Source organism: Nocardia vinacea, from assembly GCF_035920345.1.
GTDB lineage: Bacteria > Actinomycetota > Actinomycetes > Mycobacteriales > Mycobacteriaceae > Nocardia > Nocardia vinacea_A.
In genome coordinates this window covers 4,889,778-4,910,445 of the sequence record NZ_CP109149.1, presented here as the reverse complement: position 1 = coordinate 4,910,445, position 20,668 = coordinate 4,889,778, and the positions used below count along the sequence as shown (strand labels likewise).

Annotated in this window: 18 protein-coding genes; 11 read left to right on the top strand and 7 right to left on the bottom strand. The window is 67.2% G+C overall.

From position 1 onward, the window contains the following. Positions 1 to 70: 70 nt before the first annotated feature. From OIE68_RS22505 to OIE68_RS22495, 3 genes are all read right to left on the bottom strand, one after another. Positions 71 to 529: a hypothetical protein gene (locus OIE68_RS22505; protein WP_327101315.1), complete on the bottom strand. Its 459-nt coding sequence runs from the start codon at positions 527 to 529 to the stop codon at positions 71 to 73. Between the two features lie 341 nt (positions 530 to 870). Then, a complete protein-coding gene (locus tag OIE68_RS22500; protein ID WP_327101314.1) occupies positions 871 to 2,004 on the bottom strand; it encodes an ABC transporter substrate-binding protein in 1,134 nt (377 codons plus the stop codon). A 135-nt stretch (positions 2,005 to 2,139) separates the two neighbouring features. Beyond that, positions 2,140 to 2,964, bottom strand: a complete 825-nt coding sequence (locus OIE68_RS22495; protein WP_327101759.1) for a VOC family protein — start codon at positions 2,962 to 2,964, stop codon at positions 2,140 to 2,142. A 316-nt stretch (positions 2,965 to 3,280) separates the two neighbouring features. Here OIE68_RS22495 and ctaD point away from each other — a divergent pair, with 316 nt between their 5' ends. From ctaD to OIE68_RS22455, 8 genes are all read left to right on the top strand, one after another. Then, positions 3,281 to 5,023 (top strand): cytochrome c oxidase subunit I, encoded by a 1,743-nt coding sequence (ctaD, locus tag OIE68_RS22490; RefSeq protein ID WP_327101313.1) that lies wholly within the window; start codon positions 3,281 to 3,283, stop codon positions 5,021 to 5,023. Positions 5,024 to 5,258: 235 nt separating this feature from the next. Beyond that, positions 5,259 to 6,482, top strand: a complete 1,224-nt coding sequence (serB, locus tag OIE68_RS22485; RefSeq protein WP_327101312.1) for a phosphoserine phosphatase SerB — start codon at positions 5,259 to 5,261, stop codon at positions 6,480 to 6,482. Positions 6,483 to 6,651: 169 nt separating this feature from the next. Then, complete coding sequence (locus tag OIE68_RS22480; RefSeq protein WP_327101758.1) at positions 6,652 to 7,452, top strand: peptidyl-tRNA hydrolase; 801 nt, start codon at positions 6,652 to 6,654, stop codon at positions 7,450 to 7,452. Between the two features lie 384 nt (positions 7,453 to 7,836). Further along, entirely contained in the window at positions 7,837 to 8,670 is an 834-nt protein-coding gene (locus OIE68_RS22475) for an ABC transporter ATP-binding protein (RefSeq protein WP_327101311.1), read from the top strand. A gap of 107 nt (positions 8,671 to 8,777) precedes the next feature. Next, entirely contained in the window at positions 8,778 to 9,548 is a 771-nt protein-coding gene (locus OIE68_RS22470; RefSeq protein WP_327101757.1) for an NUDIX hydrolase, read from the top strand. Between the two features lie 18 nt (positions 9,549 to 9,566). Further along, a complete protein-coding gene (locus OIE68_RS22465; protein WP_327101310.1) occupies positions 9,567 to 10,343 on the top strand; it encodes an enoyl-CoA hydratase-related protein in 777 nt (258 codons plus the stop codon). Between the two features lie 378 nt (positions 10,344 to 10,721). Next, positions 10,722 to 11,699 carry a class I SAM-dependent methyltransferase gene (locus OIE68_RS22460; protein ID WP_327101309.1) on the top strand — a complete coding sequence of 326 codons (978 nt, stop codon included), beginning with the start codon at positions 10,722 to 10,724 and terminating at the stop codon, positions 11,697 to 11,699. Next, positions 11,699 to 12,856, top strand: a complete 1,158-nt coding sequence (locus OIE68_RS22455) for a THUMP-like domain-containing protein (protein WP_327101308.1) — start codon at positions 11,699 to 11,701, stop codon at positions 12,854 to 12,856. The genes OIE68_RS22460 and OIE68_RS22455 overlap by 1 nt, the downstream gene beginning before the upstream one ends. A 219-nt stretch (positions 12,857 to 13,075) precedes the next feature. Here OIE68_RS22455 and OIE68_RS22450 read toward each other — a convergent pair whose 3' ends face one another. Next, positions 13,076 to 14,407: a PQQ-binding-like beta-propeller repeat protein gene (locus tag OIE68_RS22450; protein WP_327101307.1), complete on the bottom strand. Its 1,332-nt coding sequence runs from the start codon at positions 14,405 to 14,407 to the stop codon at positions 13,076 to 13,078. A 235-nt stretch (positions 14,408 to 14,642) separates the two neighbouring features. Between OIE68_RS22450 and OIE68_RS22445 the strand changes: the two genes are divergently transcribed. Together OIE68_RS22445 and OIE68_RS22440 are read left to right on the top strand one after the other, a co-directional pair. Further along, on the top strand, positions 14,643 to 15,392 hold the full coding sequence (locus tag OIE68_RS22445; protein ID WP_040693897.1) for an acyltransferase: 750 nt from the start codon (positions 14,643 to 14,645) through the stop codon (positions 15,390 to 15,392). Between the two features lie 140 nt (positions 15,393 to 15,532). Next, positions 15,533 to 16,078 (top strand): DUF1697 domain-containing protein, encoded by a 546-nt coding sequence (locus OIE68_RS22440; RefSeq protein WP_327101306.1) that lies wholly within the window; start codon positions 15,533 to 15,535, stop codon positions 16,076 to 16,078. Between the two features lie 3 nt (positions 16,079 to 16,081). Here OIE68_RS22440 and OIE68_RS22435 read toward each other — a convergent pair whose 3' ends face one another. Genes OIE68_RS22435 through OIE68_RS22425 form a run of 3 tightly spaced genes read right to left on the bottom strand, consistent with a single transcriptional unit; the run spans position 16,082 to position 19,679 of the window. Further along, positions 16,082 to 17,335: a glycosyltransferase family 4 protein gene (locus OIE68_RS22435; protein ID WP_327101305.1), complete on the bottom strand. Its 1,254-nt coding sequence runs from the start codon at positions 17,333 to 17,335 to the stop codon at positions 16,082 to 16,084. An 11-nt stretch (positions 17,336 to 17,346) separates the two neighbouring features. Further along, positions 17,347 to 18,879, bottom strand: a complete 1,533-nt coding sequence (locus OIE68_RS22430; RefSeq protein WP_327101304.1) for a glycoside hydrolase family 57 protein — start codon at positions 18,877 to 18,879, stop codon at positions 17,347 to 17,349. Continuing rightward, positions 18,876 to 19,679, bottom strand: a complete 804-nt coding sequence (locus tag OIE68_RS22425) for a class I SAM-dependent methyltransferase (RefSeq protein ID WP_327101303.1) — start codon at positions 19,677 to 19,679, stop codon at positions 18,876 to 18,878. The genes OIE68_RS22430 and OIE68_RS22425 overlap by 4 nt, the downstream gene beginning before the upstream one ends. A gap of 190 nt (positions 19,680 to 19,869) precedes the next feature. Between OIE68_RS22425 and OIE68_RS22420 the strand changes: the two genes are divergently transcribed. Next, positions 19,870 to 20,655, top strand: a complete 786-nt coding sequence (locus OIE68_RS22420) for an electron transfer flavoprotein subunit beta/FixA family protein (protein WP_327101302.1) — start codon at positions 19,870 to 19,872, stop codon at positions 20,653 to 20,655. Positions 20,656 to 20,668: the final 13 nt, after the last annotated feature.

The following is a 20,668-nucleotide window of genomic DNA, read 5'->3' as shown; positions in this document are numbered from 1 at the left end:
CCGGGCCCGGCATACGCGCCGCAGCGCGCCCGAACTCTGCGGGTTCGGGCGCGCCAGGCTGAATAGCAGGTCAGGCGGACTTCCGCTCGGTCAGCCGATCGGCATCGGTGATCGGGGCGTCGGAGCTGACCAGGTAGCGCTGCAGCGTCGAGCGGTCGTCCAGGAGCAGCCAGTCGATGTCATCGCTGAGCTCAGGGCGGCGGGCCTTGGTGGTGATGCCGAGGGAGGCACCGGGGACGGCGGTCGCGTCCACTGCCACCGATGCCGGAGTCGCGCCGAGCTTGACGACGGCGGATGTGGCAACCGTGTCTTCGATCTGCGGGTCGATCGCCAGCGCGATCCGCGCGTTCGCGGCGGCGCCACGGGCGATCAGCACTCGGGCCAGCCGGTTCGCCCAACGATCGAGCTCGACGTTGGCGAGCGTCCCGGAGTTGGTGGGGACCGCACGCAGCTCGACGACGGCCGCGTTGCGCAGGCGCGGCTGCAGCTGGATGACGTTGGTGGCGGGCGATTCGACCAGAGTGCTCATTGTGCTGTCCCCTCAAAGGATCCGTCTTGTTCTCGGTGTCCTTCTAATCTCGCTGACGGGAGGGGTTGGCGACAGCTACCCAAGCGCTGGTGGGAGCACTCCAAGGGTGAGCGAATCCATACCCAAGGTGTGCGCGCTTACAAGGTGCGCGCGCTTAGCGGACCGATCAAGTCACTCGCAACGACCACGGAGCGAGTCTTACGAGCGACCGTTCGCGGCCCGTCTCGCGTCCGAGTCGTCGAAGCGCATGCGACGAAGTCGCGAGTCTCGACGGCTCGGACGCGAGACAGAAGGGGCCGCGAACACGCAGCGCCGAAGGCGCTGCAATCCAACACAGACACTCAGTCGGTGACGAAACCGTTCAAGCTGCCGCGCAGGTCGGCGAGCAGGGCGCGGGCTGCGGTGAGCCCGTCACCGTGCCACACGGTGTCTTCGACCGCGAAGACGCGCTTATCGGTGGCGGCGCCGAGATCCTTCCAGGCATCGCTGCGCAGCACCGTCTTACCGTGCGCTTCACCGGTCTCGCCCGCGAAGACGACGTAGATGATGTCGCCCTCGACCTTCGTCAGGTCCTTCCCGGTCACGTCGAAGGAGGTGCCGCGCTGCGCGGTCGGCCGCTGTACGCCCACATCGGCGAGGACCTGTCCCGCGAAACTATTGCTGCCCTGGACCTGGTCCCGATCGGCGGTGAAGCGGACCACTGAGGCCTGGGACTGGCTGGCGGCCAGGGCATTACCGGTCTCGCGCGCCTCGGTGCGGTAGTTCTCCAATGCCGTTGTCGCCGCATTGCGACGGCCGAGACCCGCTGCGAGCGTACTGAATTCGGTCTGCCAGCCGCTGCCGGGATCGGCGAGCACGGTCGGCGCGATAGCCTGCAATGCGGCGAAACCGCCTGGGCCGCTCGAAATATCGCCGATGATCAGATCGGGATGCAGGGCGGCGATCTGCCCGAGATCGGGCTGTACCGCCGAACCCACCGCGGGAATCTTCAGCACGCCGTAACCGAGATACATGGGCTGCGAGCGGGGTCCGTCGATCGGGACCGCGCCGACGACCCGCTCCCACAGACCGACCGCGCAGGCGGCGTCCAATGCGGAGGTGGACAGCACCACGATGCGCTGCGGATCGGCGGGCACCTCCGAGGTGCCCGCGGCGTGGGTGACGGTGCGGGTCTTGCCGTTCGACGGGTCGGGTGCGATCGGCAGCGGGCAGGCCCGCGAGGTGTCACGTTCCAGGCCGACCACACCCGCGCCCGCGATATTCGTCGTGGTGCGAATGATCGAGCTGGCGTCGTCCTGCTGACTGCAGCCCACGACGAGCAATGCGGCGCAGAGCAGGGCGACCGCGGTGCCCCCGTGCCGGACCGCGCGATTCCTGGCGGTGCTGTATCGGGGGGAGTCTGTGCGGTTTCGAGCGACCTGCAAGCAGTCGCTAACGGTGCGGTTTCGGGTCCGAACAGGGGCGCTCACCGGCATGCGGGTGAGGGTACCGCGTGGCGTGGGTGCCGGGACGCGAAGGCCACCACCGCGTGCACGTCGCATCCGGACCATGTCCGCGACCGCGCGGAATCCCGTTGTTGTACAGCGGATCCCGCGCGGCCGTCGGATCGGCTACCCGGCATTGCCGCCGATGCTGAAGCGCGCGCCGGTCGGATCGGCGACCTGTGCGATCCGGCCGTAGGGGGTGTTCTCGGGCTGCGCCAGCACGGTGCCGCCCAGTTCGACGACCTTCGCGGCGGCCGCGTCGACGTCATCGGCGCCGAAGTAGACGGTCCAGCCCGCCGGTACACCCTCGGGCAGGAAGGCCGAGGCATCCATGACACCGCCGAGCATCGGAGTGGTGGCGTGGATGGTGGTGTAGCGGAACTCCGGGGTGTCGGAGATGGCGAAGGTATCGCTCCAGCCGAAGACGTCGCGGTAGAAGTCGAGCGAGCGGGCGTAGTCGCGGGTGTGCAGTTCGAACCAGGACGGGATGCCGACGTGGTTGCTCCAGGTGCCGCCCGAGGCGATGCCGATGGTCTCGAAACCGCCGAAGGTGCCGGTCTGCCAGATGCCGATGCCCGCGCCGCCGACATCGCCGAGTACGGCCATCGCGCCGAGATCGCTCACATCCATGGGCGGCACGACGACCGTGCCGCCGTGCTCGGCGGCCGCGTCGGCGGTGGCCTTGGCATCGGGCGAAGCGAGGTAGACCGTCCATTGATCGGGGCCCTCGACCCCGTCCTCGGTCTTGCCCATGCCGCCCGCGACGGCCTTACCGTCTTTGCGGAAGGTGATGTAACCGCCGAACTCCTCGTCCGCGCGGTCTGCGGTCCAGCCGAACAACTGGCCGTAGAAGGCAATGGCCCGGTCTGGATCAGAGGTGTAAACGTCGACCCAGCAGGGATCGCCGGTCTCAGGTGCGGGCCCACCCGTCGCCCGACCGCCGCCCCCCATCGAATCGCTACGCGATGCTGTACTCATCAAAGTCTCCTTGCCGAGAAGTGGATCACTGTCACCGGTAGAGACGTCGGCTGGTCGGAAAAGTCATCGCTAGCGACTGCTTGCAGGTCGCTCGGTGCCGGATTTCGATCGTCGGCGTAGTCGCCCTTACCGCGAAATACGACACAGAGTAGGACCCGTGCGGATGGCTGTCGCAGCACGGTTTACGATCTCAAGAGCGCAAGCGAACTCCTCGTCTGTCCCCGGTAGTGGGGCGGATGCGAGCAGCGGAGCCTGCGGAGCGACCTAAAGGCACCTTTCAGGAGGATCAGTGACTGCCGTAGAGCCAAAGCCAGTCCCTCAGTTGGAAGCGACTCGGCCGTATCCGGCTCGGACCGGGCCGAAGGGCTCGTTCATCGTCAAGATGGTCACGACCACCGACCCCAAGGTCCTCGGTGTCATGTACCTGACCACCTCGATGGCGTTCTTCATCATCGGTGGTCTGATGGCCCTGCTGATGCGTGGTGAGCTGGCCCGGCCGGGTCTGCAGTTCCTGTCTCCCGAGCAGTTCAACCAGCTGTTCACCATGCACGGCACGATCATGCTGCTGTTCTATGCGACCGCGATCGTGTTCGGCTTCGCCAATATCGTCCTGCCGCTGCAGATCGGCGCCCCCGACGTCGCCTTCCCGCGACTGAATGCCTTCAGCTACTGGCTGTACGCCTTCGGCGCGACCATGGCGACCGCGGGCTTCATCACCCCCGGCGGCGCCGCGGACTTCGGTTGGACGGCGTACGTGCCGCTGACCGACATCCTGCACTCGCCCGGCGTCGGCACCGACCTGTGGATCCTCGGCCTCGCGGTCTCCGGTCTGGGCACCATCCTCGGTGGCGTCAACATGCTGACCACCGTGGTCTGCCTGCGTGCCCCCGGTATGACTATGTTCCGGATGCCGATCTTCACCTGGAACATCGCCGTCACCAGCGTCCTCGTGCTGCTCGCCTTCCCGCTGCTGACCGCCGCGCTGTTCGGCCTGGCCTACGACCGTCACCTCGGCGGGCACATCTACGACCCGGCCACCGGCGGCATCCTGCTCTACCAGCACCTGTTCTGGTTCTTCGGCCACCCCGAGGTGTACATCATCGCGCTGCCGTTCTTCGGCATCGTCTCGGAGATCTTCCCGGTCTTCTCGCGTAAGCCGATCTTCGGTTACACCACGCTGGTCTACGCGACACTGGGCATCGCTGCGCTGTCGATCGCGGTGTGGGCGCACCACATGTACGCCACCGGCGCCGTGCTGCTGCCGTACTTCTCGTTCATGACCTTCCTGATCGCCGTCCCGACCGGCGTGAAGTTCTTCAACTGGATCGGCACCATGTGGCGCGGCCAGCTGACCTTCGAGACGCCGATGCTGTTCTCCCTCGGCTTCCTGGTCACCTTCCTCTTCGGTGGTCTGTCCGGTGTCATCCTTGCCAGCCCGCCGCTCGACTTCCACGTCACCGACTCGTACTTCGTCGTCGCGCACTTCCACTACGTGCTCTTCGGCACCATCGTGTTCGCCACCTACGCCGGTATCTACTTCTGGTTCCCGAAGATCACCGGACGCATGCTGGACGAGCGCCTCGGCAAGTGGCACTTCTGGACCACCTTCATCGGCTTCCACACCACCTTCCTGGTGCAGCACTGGCTGGGCGCCGAAGGCATGCCGCGCCGCTACGCCGACTACCTGCCCGGCGACGGATTCACCACGCTGAACACCATTTCCACGATCGGCGCCTTCATCCTGGGCGCGTCGATGCTGCCGTTCATCTGGAACGTGTTCAAGAGCTACCGCTACGGCGAAGTGGTCACCGTCGATGATCCGTGGGGTTACGGCAACTCGCTGGAGTGGGCCACCACCTGCCCGCCGCCGCGGCACAACTTCTACGAGCTGCCGCGCATCCGGTCCGAGCGTCCCGCCTTCGAGCTGCACTACCCGCACATGGTCGAGCGGATGCGGGCCGAGGCCCATGTGGGCTGGGGTTCGGGCAAACATGCCACCGAGGTGCACGAAGGCGCCTTGGCAAAGCATTAGGCGGTGGCCGGACATTCGTCCGTCCAAGCGCGCATAGCGTCAGCCGTCCAGGCGAGTGAGCAACTACATTGTCTGCCATAGAGGTACCCGGCAATGCAGTAGCGTCGCCACGATGAGTGTGCACCTGCTGATCATCAGTGGGTGCACACTCATTTGTGGGACAAGCACCGACCGCAGCGTTGCGACACCGGGGTCCAGCACAGCTACGGCAAACAACTAACTTGGAGCACCTCAGTTGGCCGACACCACCGTCCTCGTCACCGTCACCGGACCCGACCGGCCCGGTGTGACCTCCGTGCTGCTCGCGGCGATGTCGCGGCACCACGTGAGCCTGCTGGATGTGGAGCAGGTCGTCATCCGTGGCCGACTGACCCTCGGCGTGCTGGTCACCTGCCCGAGCGATCCGGAGGCGCTGCAGGACGAGCTCGAAGAGGCGATGAATACCGTCGGCATGCATGTCGATGTCGAGGTTGACGCGCAGATCGGCAGGCAGCCGATGTCCACCCATGCGGTGGTCATCCTCGGCGCGCCGGTGACCGCGCGCGCATTCAGTTCGGTCTCCCGTCAGCTCGCCGCGCTCGGCGCCAATATCGACACCATCCGCGGCATTGCCGACTACCCGGTTACCGGGATGGAACTCCTGGTCACCGCGACCGATACCGGACCCGATTCCGATGCACGGCTGCGCACGGCGCTGGCCGAGGTCGCGGTCGCCGAACAGGTGGACGTCGCGGTGGAGCGGGCCGGACTGGCCCGCCGGGCCAAGCGGCTCATCGTCTTCGACGTCGATTCGACCCTGATCCAGGGCGAGGTCATCGAGATGCTCGCCGCGCACGCCGGGGTGGAGGATCAGGTCCGCGAGGTCACCGAGGCGGCCATGCGCGGTGAAATCGACTTCGCCGAATCGCTGCGTCAGCGGGTGGCGACCCTCGAGGGTCTGGACGAATCGGTGATCGAGGAGGTGGCCGACCGGATCGAGCTGACCCCGGGCGCGCGCACCACCATTCGGACTCTGCGCCGCATCGGATTCCGCTGCGGTGTGGTGTCGGGTGGCTTCCGTCAGGTGATCGAACCGCTCGCACACGAACTGGAATTGGACTTCGTGCAGGCGAATACGCTCGAGGTCGTGGACGGCAAGCTGACCGGCCGGGTGGTCGGCGAGATCGTCGACCGTGCCTTCAAGGCCACCGCGCTGCGCAAATTCGCGGCGGAGGCGGGGGTGCCGATGGAGCAGACCGTGGCCGTCGGCGACGGCGCCAACGACATCGACATGCTCAATGCGGCTGGGCTCGGCGTCGCCTTCAATGCCAAGCCCGCATTGCGCGAGGTCGCCGATGCGGCGCTGTCGCATCCTTACCTGGACGCGGTCCTGTTCATCCTCGGCGTGACCCGCGACGAGGTGGAGGCCGCCGATGCCCGCGACGGCGGAATCCGTCGCGTCCCGCTCGTCGGCAGCTGAGTCACGTCCCGCGAATATCCCCGGAGGCTGTGGTGCGGAAGTCCCTCCAGACGGTTCGGCGCTACAGGGCTTCAGCGGGAATGCGGCGGGCATCATGAAGCTTGCACTCGAGTGCGACCTGCCGTGGGAGGTCGCGGCCGCGCAGCATGTTGACGATCGAGGTGGAGTGATGTCGAGTATCCCGGAGAGCACCGCCGGAGTCCGGGACGGTGGTACAGCGGAGCCCGAATCGTCAACGGGTGTCGAGGGTTTCCGCGTTCGGCATGCGGAGCTGGCGCGCGGGTACGGCGGTCTCGGCGATCCGGAGGATCCCGCTCTCGTGCAGGCCATGCAGATGGTGCTGCACATTCCGAAGATCGATCCGCCGCGGCGCAGTGCGCTGCTGGAGGCCGCGGCGGCGGCCACGGTGGCGCTGTGCCTGGATGAGCGAGTCGGGCCCGACGGGGTGTGGGAGCAGCGGTTCCTGGCCTGGAAGCGGTCGCGGATCCGCAAGGTGGCGCGGCGGGCGCGCGGTGCGCAGTGGCTGGCGGCCAACGAGGTCGACGGGGTGACCGTCGAGGTGGACGGTGCGCAGGCGCGGGCATTCGTGCCGGGGCCGGTGGGCGAGGTCGATCCGCGGATCAGGCGGCTGCAGATCAACGGCACCGATCTCGAACACGACGATCCCGGACCCGCCGATCCCGATCTGCCGGTGCTGTGGGTGAATGCGAAACTCGGCATGACGCTCGGCAAGGCTGCCGCTCAGGTCGGTCACGCCAGCATGTTGCTAGCCGGTGCGCTTGCCGTGGACGAGGCGCTGCGGTGGTCGCGGCGTGAGTTCCGATGCGCGGTGCGCGAATCCGGACCGGAGCAGTGGGCGTCGCTGTGCGAGCAAGTGTCTCGTGGACAGGCCGTCGCGGTGCGCGACGCCGGTTTCACCGAGGTCGCTCCGGGGTCGATAACTGTGATCGCGGTACCCGGGCAATACTGATTGCCTGGGAGTGAATTGCCTCGCAACTGATTTGCACTGCAGGTCCAACAGGCGATCAAGCAGTGTAGATGTTTCGCTGTTCGGCGCCAGGGGGATTCACCCGGGCCCGATCTGGGTAGGTTCGACGCGACAGGACCGCCCGCACACCACTTGCCGGAGGCCATCACGATGACGACGCTGTTGGTGATACTCGCCGTTTGGGTAGGTTGCTCGATTCCGCTGGCGCTGATCGTCGCGCGGATGTTCCGCTCCACCGACGAGCCGCCGAAAATCCGCCGGGAGCGGTGCGCGCACCGTCCGCGAAGGCACGTCGTGGCGGACGAATGGCCACGTCGTGGCTACCGGCATGGGTCGGTCGTACGAACACAGCGGATTTGAGCCAAGATGGAGCCCGTGCCGCAACCGGATCCCGATCTGCTCATTGATTTCACCGACGTGACCATCCGACGCTCGGGGCACACCCTCGTCGGCCCGGTCACCTGGCAGGTCGAGCTCGACGAACGCTGGGTGGTCCTCGGACCCAACGGCGCGGGCAAGACCTCGCTGCTCCGTATGGCCGCCGCCGAAGTGCATCCGACCTCGGGCATCGCCCATCTGCTCGGTGAAGTCATCGGCAAAACCGATGTCAGCGAGCTACGACCGCGCATCGGCTGGTCCTCGGCCTCGGTGGCCAGCCGGATTCCGCGTGACGAGAAGGTCAGCGATCTGGTGGTCTCCGCCGGTTACGCGGTCCTCGGTCGCTGGCGCGAGCGTTACGACGATATGGATACCGACCGCGCCATCGATATGCTCGAAAGCCTCGGCGCCGAACATCTTTCCGATCGCACCTACGGAACGTTGTCCGAGGGGGAGCGCAAGCGGGTGCTGATCGCCCGCGCGATGATGACCGATCCGGAGCTGCTGCTGCTCGACGAGCCCGCCGCCGGTCTGGATCTGGGTGGCCGTGAGGAGTTGGTGGAACGCCTCGGTGATCTGGCCTCGGATCCCGATTCCCCGGCCATGGTTCTGGTGACCCACCATGTCGAGGAGATTCCGCCGGGCTTCACCCATGGCCTGCTGCTGAACGAGGGCGCGGTCGTCGCACAGGGTTTGCTGCCGGATGTGCTCACCGCCGAGAACCTGAGCGAGGCTTTCCGTCAGTCGATCGCGCTGGATCGCGTCGATGGCCGGTACTTCGCGCGTCGCGCGCGTCGTTTGGGGCGGCACCGTTCGCGCTGAGCCCGTGATGTGGATTACGGTGTAAAACAAGCAGGCGTTAGGGTGCAGGAGTGAGTGAGACGAACGCGCAGGAGCCCATTCCGTCGCCCAAGGACGCGTCGACGGTGATGTTGGTGCGTGACGGTGCCACCGGGCCCGAGGTGTTCCTGCAGCGCCGGGTCGGGGCGATGGCCTTCGCCGCTGGTATGACAGTTTTCCCTGGCGGCGGTGTCGATCCGTCGGACGGAACTGCCGATATCGAATGGGCCGGACCCGAACCCGCTTGGTGGGCGGCGAAATTCGGCACCACCGAGCCGAGGGCCAAGGCGCTCGTTGCCGCCGCAGTGCGCGAAACCTTCGAGGAGTGCGGGGTTCTACTGGCCGGACCGACGGCCGACACCGTCGTCTCCGATACCACTGGCTACCACGATGCCCGGACTCGACTGGAGCGCCGCGAAGTGTCGCTGGCGGCCTTCCTCGCCGAAGAGAAACTGGTGCTGCGCGCGGATCTGTTGCGGCCGTGGGCGAATTGGATAACCCCGGTGATCGAGCCGCGGCGCTATGACACCCGGTTCTTCGTCGCGGTGCTGCCGCAGGGGCAGTTGGCCGACGGGGCCACCACCGAGGCGGCCGAGGTGCAATGGCGCACCGCGGCGGACGAGCTCGACCGCTGGCGTGCGGGCACCGATGTGCTGTTGCCGCCGACCTGGTCGCAGCTCGATGCCATCGCCGAATTCGCTTCCACGGCGGAGATTCTGGCCATCGACCGGGTGATCGAACCGATCATGCCGGTGCTCACCGGTGACAACGGGCGGCAGGTGCTCGAATTCCCGGAAAACCAGCGCTACTTCGCCGGAATGCCGGATACCAGCAGGCTCAGGGGATCCGCGCGCCCATGAGGCAGTAGGTTTCCTGCCATGGCCGAATTCGTGACCCTGGAGTTGCCCGAGGATCCCGCCGTCCGTGGCGTTGCCGTCCTCCGGATCGACCGTCCGCCGCTGAATCTGCTGAATGCGCAGCTGGTACGGGAGGTGGCCGACGCGGCGGCGGTTGTCGCCGCACACCCCGGGGTCGCGGCATTGGTCGTCTACGGCGACGAGCGGGTCTTCTGCGCGGGCGACGACCTCGCCGAACTCTCCGGGCTCGGCCCGGATCAGGCCGAAGCCATGGCCGCCGATCTGCAGGCGGCACTGGGCTGCCTGGCCAAGGTGCCCCAGCCCACCGTCGCCGCGATCAGCGGATACTGCCTCGGCGGCGGCCTGGAATTGGCCCTCGCCGCCGACCGCCGCATCATCGGCGACAACGTCAAACTCGGCCTGCCGCAAATCAAAGCGGGCCTCATCCCGCTCGCAGGCATCCGCCGCCTATCGCTGCTGATCGGCCCCGGCCCCGCTAAAGACCTCGTCTACACCGGCCGCTTCGTCGAGCCCGACGAAGCACTCACTCTCGGCCTGGTCGACGAGGTCGTTGCCCCCGATGACGTCTACACCACCGCCATCCGCTGGGCCCAACAATTCACCGACGGCCCCACCCGCGCCCTCGCCGCCGCGAAAGCCGTCTTCGAAGCAGGCCCCCACGGCCTGGACCGCGCCCGCACCGAATGGGCCGCCCTCTTCACCACCGAAGACCGCCGCATCGGCACCGAGTCCTACCTGGCCGACGGCCCAGGCTCGGCGACTTTCGTCGGGCGCTGACGGGCACTAGGCGGGCATCGACGCATCCGGCTGGCGGTTCGGTTTGGCTTGCTTATCGTTACTGGTCGGTAGTCAGGATTTGCGGTGCAGCGGTCCGTTGGGTCGGGTTTGGGCGATCCGAGTGCCGATTCGAACCATAAACAGGAACACGTTCCTGCACGGTGCGTGGTGCGGCTTTCGCGGCACTCGATGATCGTGGGTCCTACTCGAGCCCCAGGTTGCCGGGCGCATCAGGGGCACGCGGTGGTGCGGGGGTAGATCAGCGGGCAGGTTCAGAACCAGAACGAGTCTCGGGGGCCGGGGCGACGGGGCGAAATCACGTCCTACTCACTGGTCCGCTGCAGACGCGCGGCGGAGGGTTGGCTAGGCTAGCCCACCATGACGGTCCACCCCGATGACCCGGCGCCGAACCCGCATGCCACCGAGGCCGAGGTCGAAGCAGCGCTGAAGGATACGAAGCTCGCCCAGGTGCTCTATCACGACTGGGAAGCCGAGACCTATGACGACAAGTGGTCGATTTCCTATGACGAGCGCTGTATCGACTATGCCCGCGGCCGGTTCGACGCCGCGGTCGGCCCCGCGCCGCTGCCGTACGAGCGCGCGCTGGAACTGGGCTGTGGCACCGGCTTCTTCCTGCTGAACCTCATGCAGGGTGGCATCGCGAAGTCCGGTTCGGTCACCGATCTGTCGCCGGGCATGGTGAAGGTCGCACTGCGCAATGCCGAGAACCTCGGGCTCGATGTCGACGGCCGGGTCGCCGATGCCGAGACCATCCCGTACGAGGACGACACCTTCGATCTCGTCGTCGGCCACGCGGTGCTGCACCACATCCCGGACGTGGAACTGGCACTCAAGGAATGCCTGCGCGTGCTCAAGCCGGGTGGGCGTTTCGTCTTCGCCGGTGAACCGACCACCGCGGGCAACTTCTACGCCCGCTGGCTCGGCCGCATCACCTGGAAGGCCACCACCACCGTGACCAAGCTGCCCGCACTGTCGGGGTGGCGGCGTCCGCAGGCCGAACTGGACGAGTCCTCGCGCGCCGCGGCGCTGGAGGCGGTCGTCGACCTGCACACCTTCGATCCGAGCGACCTCGAGGCGATGGCCCGGCGCGCCGGCGCCACCGAGGTCAAGGCGAACACCGAGGAGTTCGCGGCGGCGCTGTGGGGCTGGCCGGTGCGCACCTTCGAGGCGGCTGTCCCGGAGGAGAAGCTCACCATGGGCTACCGGATGGCCATGTACCGTGCGTGGCTGCGGCTGAGCTGGTTGGACGAGAACGTCATGCGCCGTGTCGTGCCGCGCCAGTTCTTCTACAACGCCATGATCACCGGCGTGAAGCCGGGCGCTGCCGCCAAGTAGTGGGTTACCGCTTCGGCCTTGAGGATGTCGTCTTCCTCGCCAGCGCGGCGGGTTGCGCCGCGCTGGCCGAGGTGGATCGGCTGGAGTTGACTCCCGCGACGCACCTGCGCGATATGGAGCGGGTGCGTCGCGAATTCGGCGAGCGGTCGGCCGCTCTCGTGGAAACGGTGCGCCTGCGCCGCCGTGCCGCGGCCAAACTCGTCGATACCGGACAGTGGTTGTTCACCGATGACGCACTGCAACAGGCGACGCCGACGCTGGTGGCCCGCCATCGCGCCGCCCGCCTGTCCGGGCGTGCCGTACACGATGTGACCTGCTCGATCGGCGCGGAACTCGCCGAATTGGCCCGCACCTGCCCTTCCGTACTCGGCAGTGACCTCGACGATGTGCGCCTGTCCATGGCCGCACACAATCTCGGCGCATCCCGAAATGTCCTGCTGGCCAAGGCCGATGCCCTCGTCCCGACCAGCACCGGCACCGTCGTCATCGCCGATCCTGCCCGCCGCGCGGACGGTCGCCGCACCCACGATCCGGCCAAACTACAACCCCCGCTCCCGGATCTGCTTGCCGCCTATCCTGGCCGCGATCTAGCCGTAAAGTGCGCTCCCGGACTGGATTTCGACCGCCTGAACTGGCCGGGTGAGATCGAGGTCGTCTCCCTCGACGGCGCCGTCCGCGAGGCCTGCCTGTGGTCGCCGGGCCTCTCCGACAGCGACATCACCCGCCGCGCAACAGTTCTCACCTCCGGCGGCGAATCCGTCACCTACACCGACGCCGCCCCCGACGATATTCCGGAACAGCCCCCCGGCGAGTGGATCGTCGACCCCGATGGCGCCATCGTCCGCGCAGGCCTGGTGCGCCACTACGCTGCCGAATACGGCCTGTGGCAACTGGACCCGCAGATCGCCTACTTGACCGGCGACACCGTCCCCCACGGCGTCCGCGGCTTCCGCATCCTCGACCGCCTGGAATTCCGCGAAAAAACCCTCCGCCAAGAATTGGCCCGCCGCAACTGCGGCGCCCTGGAGATCCGCATCCGCGGCCTGGACATAGACCCCGACGCCCTCCGCAAACGCCTCAAACTCCGCGGCACCACCCCCTACACCCTCATCCTGACCCGCCTATCTCGCACCGCCGCCGCCTTCCTCTGCACCTAACGTCACCTAGCGCCCTAACCCGCACTCGCTGGCATCGAGAATGTGCTGATGGCGGGCCGCCTCGATATTCGCCGCCGCCAGCGCGTGGTGATCAGGCGTCCAGGATTGAGCTCGCCCCCGGGAAATGGTGATCGAGGATCCAGCACTGAGCTGCAAGCCTGCCACGGACAGCGCTCCTGGCTTCGGGAATGCAAGCTGCTGTCGACGCCACCCGAGCGTCTACTGCTCGGGTTTGAAGGTGAAGACTTCGCCGATGCGGGTGGCGAGGACTACCTCGCCCTTGGGGCCGATGGAGGTGCCGGTGGTGGTGCCCTTGGCGTTCGGCAGGACGTCCGAGTCGACGGTTGTGCCGGTCTTGGTGTCGAAGGTGATCAGGTTGATGCCGTCGCCGATGGCGGCGGCGGTGTAGCCGGTGTCGCCCGCGGTCTGGACGGGGATGCCGCGCAGGGTGAGATCCTTGCGTTCCCAGGCGATTTCGGCAGCGTCGCCCTTGTCGCGCAGGGCGAGCAAGTGGCCGTCGTCGCCGGCCGGGATGATCAGGCCGTCGTTGGAGACCGAAATGCCGCCGCGCGGCGCCCAATCCAGGGGCTGTACCCATTTGGTCCGGCCGTCGGCGGCGTCGACCGCGATGAGGCGCTTGGAGTTGTCGCCGACGTAGACGGTGCGGCCGTCAGCGGACAGCGTAGGACTGGTCGCGCTGCCGTCGGTGAGCAGGTCCGCGCTCCATTCCTGCTGAATCTTATTGTCGGCGTAGCGCAATGCGACCAGTGCGGCGATCGGCTTGCCCGGCTTCCACAGCGTGACGAAGAAGCGGCCGCTGGACACCTCGATCGGCGAGATATTGGCGACCGGGCACTGCGGTCCGCCGATCGCGCAGTCGTCGAGACCCTGTCCGGACGCGGGTCGGGTGAGATCCGGGTACTCCAGGAAATCGGGATCGCCCAGCAGTTGGGTGGTGCTGACGACGCGCGCACCGGTCTGGCGGCTCAGCACATCCATCTGACCGGACTGGGTGACCGTCAGGATATTCCCGTCGCCGGTGAACTGCGCCGAAACCGGTACGCCCGCAACGGGAGTCCGCCAGCGCGGCTGCCCGATGGAGTTGAACGCACTGACCCCGCTGTCGTCGCCGACGTAGACATTGGTGCCACTGTCGACCACCGCGGGCGCGGAGATCGCATTCGGTCCCAGCACGTTGCAGAAGCGCTTGCGGCCGGTCGGCATCTGCAGCGAGAGAATGGCGCAGTTGTTCGGGGTCAGGGTGGTGACGAACATTTGTCCGTCCGGGCCGAGCGTCAGGGGTTCCTCGACCGGCCCACCGACCGGCCGCGACCAGCTCAGCGACAGTTTGCGCGAGCCGGTGACCGGGCTGACGCCACTGTTGCGGCCGTCGTGGTGTGCGGTGGTCCAGCCCTTGCCCGATCCGACGGTAATGTCGTCGACGTCGGTGCCGCAGCCCGTCAATACCAGTGCGCCGATCGCCGCCGCCGCTCCCAGTCGGGACAGGGTGAGCCCGCGCGCCGGGTTGGCCAGTACGCCGCCGCTTCGCACCTGCTGCACTCCTGTCGTCGTTGCCCGCTGGGGACGTGACCGAAAGCGTGTCGACCCCCGGGTACGCGCACCACCGCCCGCGTGGAGGTTCGCCGCCGTCGGCGGCGCAGCGATCACTGTACGGGAGGGTCCGCCGACGTTGTACGGGTCCCGGCGGTGTTCTCCGACGGGATAAGCTCTAGCCGTCGCGACCAGGACGGTCGCCATGTCAAGGACCATGACAGGAGATGACTTCGTGACGAGCATGTGGGGCGCACCGTTGCGCTCGCGGTGGCGCGGCTCGCGCCGCCGGGATCCGCAGCAAGCGCGATTTCTGACGCTGGCGTCGCTGCGCTGGGTGCTCGCGAACAAGGCGTACACGCCTTGGTATCTGGTGCGGTACTACCGGCTGTTCAAATTCAAGGCGGCCAATCCGCATATCGTGCTGCGCGGCATGGTGTTCCTCGGCAAGCGCGTCGAGATCCACGCGACCCCCGAATTGGGCCGGATGGAGATCGGCCGCTGGGTGCATATCGGCGACGGCAATGCCATTCGCTGCCATGAGGGTTCGCTGCGCATCGGCGACAAGGTGGTCTTCGGTAAGGACAATGTGGTCAACACCTACCTCGATATCGAGATCGGTGAATCCACGCTGGTCGCCGATTGGTGCTACATCTGCGACTTCGACCACCGCATGGACGACATCAATATGCCGATCAAGGATCAGGGCATCGTCAAGAGCCCGGTCCGCATCGGTCCGGATACCTGGATCGCCGCCAAGGTGACGGTGCTGCGCGAAACCCGCGTCGGCCGCGGCTGTGTGCTCGGTGCGCATGCGGTGGTCAAGGGCGAGATTCCGGACTACAGCATTGCCGTCGGCGCGCCCGCCAAGGTCGTCAAGAACCGCAAGGCGACCTGGGAGGCCGGCGCCGAGGAGCGCGCCAAATACGTTGCCGCACTGGAAGACATCGAGCGCAAAAAGAACGGCGCCACCCAGTCGGCTTAACCCACCCGGCCCGATGCGTCGCGCGCTGAGCGGGACGGCCGGGTCGTCGACGGTAGTCAAATGGTGGTTCCCGGCCTCGGTTCGAGCAACCATTCGACTGCCCTCGATGAGGATCGGCGGCAGTGGGTACGGTCAGCGATATGAACAGGTACGCGGCGCTGTTGCGCGGGATCATGCCGACGAACCCCAATATGAAGGGGGAGAAGCTGCGCGGGGTGTTCGAGGGGCTCGGATTCGAGAAGGTCGCCACGGTGTTGGCCAGTGGCAATGTGGTCTTCCGTACCGCGGATACCGATATCGCGAAGTTGGAAGCCCGCATCCAGGATGCCCTGAACAGCGAACTCGGAATTCCGGGCGGCACCATCGTGCGCACCTACGACGAACTGCGCGACCTGCTCGACACCGATCCGTTCCCGGGCCTGACCCACGGCCGCGGCACCTACCTCATCGCGACCTTCCTCAAACAGGCGCCGCCGAACGTTGCGAAAGAGCTGCGCGAGCACCCCGAACCCGGCGTCGAGATCGTCGGCTACGACACTGCCGCCCGCGTCGTCCTCGCGGTCATCGACAACACCGAACCCCGCACCCCGAACTTCATGGCCCGGATGGAGAAGACCTACAGCAAGGAAATCACCACCCGCACCTGGCTCACCGTCCAGAAGATCGTCAAGAAGATGGAGAGCTAGGCGCTACTTCGGATCGCGCTCGGGGAGGGGGCGTTCGATGATGGTGGGGCGGCCGAGGGGGTTGCGGACGCGGCGTTTGGCCGAGGAGTAGACCAGTGCGGTTTCGGCGGCCACGACGTCCCAGGCGAAGTCGGCGGTGAGGCGTTCGCGCGCGGCGTAGGCGCGGTCCTGGGTGGCGGCCGGATCGTCGAGGGTGGCGCGCACGGCTTCGACGATGCCGTCCACATCCGCCGGTTCGAAGGATGCGCCGGTGACGCCGTCGATGACGGCCTCGCCGAGACCACCCGCGGTGGAGGTGATCAGCGGGGTACCAGCGGCGGCCGCCTCGAGTGCGACGATGCCGAAAGGTTCGTAGCGGCTCGGCAGCACGATGGCATCGGCGCCGTGCAACCAGCCGAGCAGTTCCGCGTGATCGAGCTGACCGGCGAAGGTCACCGCCCGCGCGACCCGATGCACCCGGGCGCGTTCGCGCAGCCATTCGAACTGGGTGCCGATACCGGCGACGGTCAGCGTGGTGCCGGGGTGGGCGCGGCGGATGCGCGGCAGCGCGGCGATCGCATCCTGCACGCCTTTCTCGTACTCGAGCCGACCGACGTAGAGCAGACGCGGCGGACCGGTGCGCGGTGCGCGCGGCCGAAAGGTCCACGCGCCCACATCGATACCATTGCGGATCACCGTCATCGGCACCCGCTCGGGCCCGTAGAGCCGCTCCACCTCGTCCTGCATGGAGGTCGAGCAGGTGATCAGCGCATCCGATTCATTGGCCAGCCACCACTCGACCGAATGCACCTGCTTGTTGACACGGCCCGAGACCCAACCGCTGTGCCGCCCGGCCTCGGTGGCGTGGATGGTCGAGACCAGCGGCACGTCGTAGTACTCGGCCAGCGTGATCGCCGGATGCGCGACCAGCCAATCGTGCGCGTGCACGACATCCGGGACCCAGCCGTCGCCGATGCCCGGCTTGCCGAGTGCCACACCGGCGCGCACCATCGCGTGGCCCATGGCCAGCGTCCAGGCGAGCATGTCCTCGCCGAAGTCGAAGCACGGCGGATCCTCCGCGACCGCCACGACCAGCACGCCTTCGGCGATGAAGGAGTGGGAGGGGTGGGTCACGGAGTCGGTGCCGGAGGGGCGGCGGGCGAGCACGACCACTTCGTGACCGGCCGCGGCCAGTTCGACCGCCAGGTGATGCACATGGCGGCCCAACCCACCGACCACAACCGGTGGGTACTCCCACGACACCATCAAGATCTTCATGAATGTCCTTATCAGGCGGAGTCTCGGTCCGCGATCGCCAGCCGCCGTGCGTCCAAACTCGGGAAGAACCCGTCGGCCGCTCCCCATCCTGCCGCCAACTGGTGTGCTTTGGCGACTTGGCCCGCCCCTACGGCGGCCGCGATTTCCCGCACGGCGTGGGCGTGTCGGTGCGCGCGGTCGCGTGCGTAGCCGGCCGCGGAGTCCTTGCTGACCATGAATGCCCAGTCGCTGGAGACGGTGAGGATGGCCTCGCGCAGCAGTTGATCGGCGACCGGGTCGCGCAGTGCGGCACCGCCGTCCGCGGCCCGCATCTTGTCGACCGTATCGAGGGTGAGCCGGACAATATCGTCGTTCAGATCCACCAGGTCTTTCACCTGGTCACCGGCCCACACTCGCCAATCCTTACCCGAACCCCAGGACGAATCGGCCAGCGGCACCGGCTCGCCGACGAATCCGCGCGCCCTGGCATCGGCCAGCGTGCCGACGGTGACGCCCGCCTCGGGCAGTGCCCTCAGCACCTGGGCCAGCCACTGCGGACCCTCGTGCCACCAGTGCCCGAACAATTCGGTATCGAATGCGGCGACGACCAGGGCCGGACGTCCGATTCGCGTCGATTCCTCGATCAGTCGTTCGCGCACGGTCCGCACGAAATCGTCGACATCGCGGACCACTGCCCCGGCCGCCAGTTCCGGGTCGTACGGGGCCTTGTCCGGACCGGCGACCGTCTTGCCGGTGACGCGGGCGGGCTTGAGACCCGTCGCGTGGTCATAGTGATGAAAGTCACGGTAGGCGCTCTGCCCCGGATAGCCGGACTTGGGCGACCAAACCCGGTAGCTCACTTGCAGATCACGCCCGAAGGCCACCACGTCCGATTCCCGGACCGGCCGGCCGAGGGTGGTATCGCCGCGCAGTGCGGGTCCGTCGACCATGAAATGCGTCACACCCGCGGCCGCATATCCGGTCTCCATGCCGGGGGTGTAGCCGCATTCGGGCGCCCAGATGCCGGTCGGGGTGTGGCCCCAGCGCTGCCGGGCATCGACCAGGCCCTCGCTGAGCTGGAAGGCGCGCAGTCGCGGGTGCAGCAGCGGCTGGAACGGGTGCGCGAGCGGGCCACCGAGCAGTTCGATGGCCTCGGCGTCGATGAGCTGCCGCCAGACCGGCGCCGCGCCGTGGCGCCAGTGCTGTTCGAATTCCGCGAGTGCCGCCGCCGCCAGCCGGTGCTCATGTCTGCCGAGTGCGATATTGCCCGCCATCGCGGCCTCGTCGGCGCGCAGCTGCCAGTTGCCGAGCCAATGATGCATGCCCGCAAGACAATGCGGATCGTCCAACTGGGCGGCGAGCACCGGCGTGATGCCGAGGCTGAGCAGATGTGAACGGCCTTCCGCGGCAAGGGTTCTCAGCGCATCGACGACCGGAAGGTAAGAGGCGGCCCAGGATTGGTAGAGCCATTCCTCGCCGACCGGCCAGCGGCCGTGGTGGGCCAGCCATGGCAGATGGGAATGCAGGACCAGGGTGAACTGGCCGGGAACTGCTTGTCTACTCAAGGCTTCACCGCGATGGCGACCAGGTCGAGGCTCGCATCGATGTCCTCGGTGATCAGTGCGAAATCGTCGATGGCGACCGCGGCGACATCGGCGGTCAGCTCGGCGGGCCACGGCTCCCCGGCCAGCGCGCGCTCGATCTGCGCATCGATGAACGAGCCACCGTGCTTGGCGTCCAATGCCTTCAGTGTCGGGCCGTGGTGTACCCCGGTCATGAGCGTGACCCGGAAACCCGCGTCGACGAGCAGTTCGGTGAGTTCGGCGGCGTTGAGTTCGCGGGTGTGGAACGGGTTGAGCGGGGTATCGCGGCCGGGGGAGAAGGTGATCCGATTGGGCGTGCTGATCAGCAGTTCACCGCCGGGCCGCAGCACCCGCAGGCATTCCCGGATGAACTGGCCCTGGTCCCAGAGGTGTTCGATCACTTGGAAATTCACCACGACATCGACCGACTCGTCCTCCAGCGGCAACGCGGCGAGGTTGCCCTGGATCATCTCCACACGCGGGTAGCGGGCGCGCACATGCTCGACCGCGCTGGTGTCGTAGTCGAGGCCGATTACTTTGGTGGCCACATCGGCGATCATGTTCGCGCCGTAACCTTCACCGGATCCGGCCTCCAGCACCGTCTTTCCGGCACAATGCTCGAGCAGGCGTGCGTAGACGATCTCGTGCCGACGGAACCAGTAGTTCTCCTCGGCGATGCCGGGTACGGTCCGCTCGCCGGTCAGCGGCAACGGCTCCACGGCCGACTCGGGAGTAATGCCCGGGGTGGTGCCCACTGCGGCAGGGATCACAGCCTCGCTCATCGCTCCGACGTTACTGGTTAGGCGGCCGCACATTATCGCCAGGATCGCTGTTGTGAGAGAGAAGCGGCTAAGTTACCCATGAGTAACTTAACGTAGGGTAGTGTCACGCCCTGAGCTACAACCAAGGACGTACGGCGCTGCTCGTGCGACCACCACACGTGTAACCAGAACAGGAGGTCGACGAAGACCGATGCCGAACATCGTCGTACTCATCAAGCAGGTTCCCGACACCTGGTCCGAGCGCAAGCTGACCGACGGTGATTTCACCCTCGATCGCGAAGCCGCCGACGCCGTCCTCGACGAGATCAACGAGCGCGCCGTCGAAGAAGCGCTGCTGATCAAGGAGGCCCAGGGCGGCGAGGTCACCGTGCTGGCCGCCGGTCCGGACCGTGCCACCGAGGCCATCCGCAAGGCGCTGTCCATGGGCGCCGACAAGGCCATCCACATCAACGATCCGGCGATCCACGGCTCTGACGCCGTGCAGACCGCCTGGGTGCTGGCCAGCGCGCTGGGCCAGGTCGAGGGTGTCGAGCTGGTCATCGCGGGCAACGAGGCCACCGACGGTCGCGCCGGCGCCGTGCCCGCGATCATCGCCGAGTACCTGGGCCTGCCGCAGCTGACGCACCTGCGCAAGCTGACCGTCGACGGCGACAAGATTACCGGTGAGCGGGAGACCGACGAGGGCGTGTTCAAGCTGGAGGCCACCCTCCCGGCCATCGTCAGCGTCACCGAGAAGATCAACGAGCCGCGCTTCCCCTCCTTCAAGGGCATCATGGCCGCGAAGAAGAAGGAAGTGCAGACCTTCACGCTGGCCGACCTGGGCGTCGACCCGTCGACCGTCGGTGTCGGCAACTCGGGCACCGCCGTCACCGCGGCCACCCCGAAGCCCCCGCGCACCGCGGGCGAGAAGATCGCGGACGAGGGCGACGGCGGCACCAAGATCGCCGCGTACCTGGTCGGTCAGAAGATCATCTGATCCCGCCCGAGAC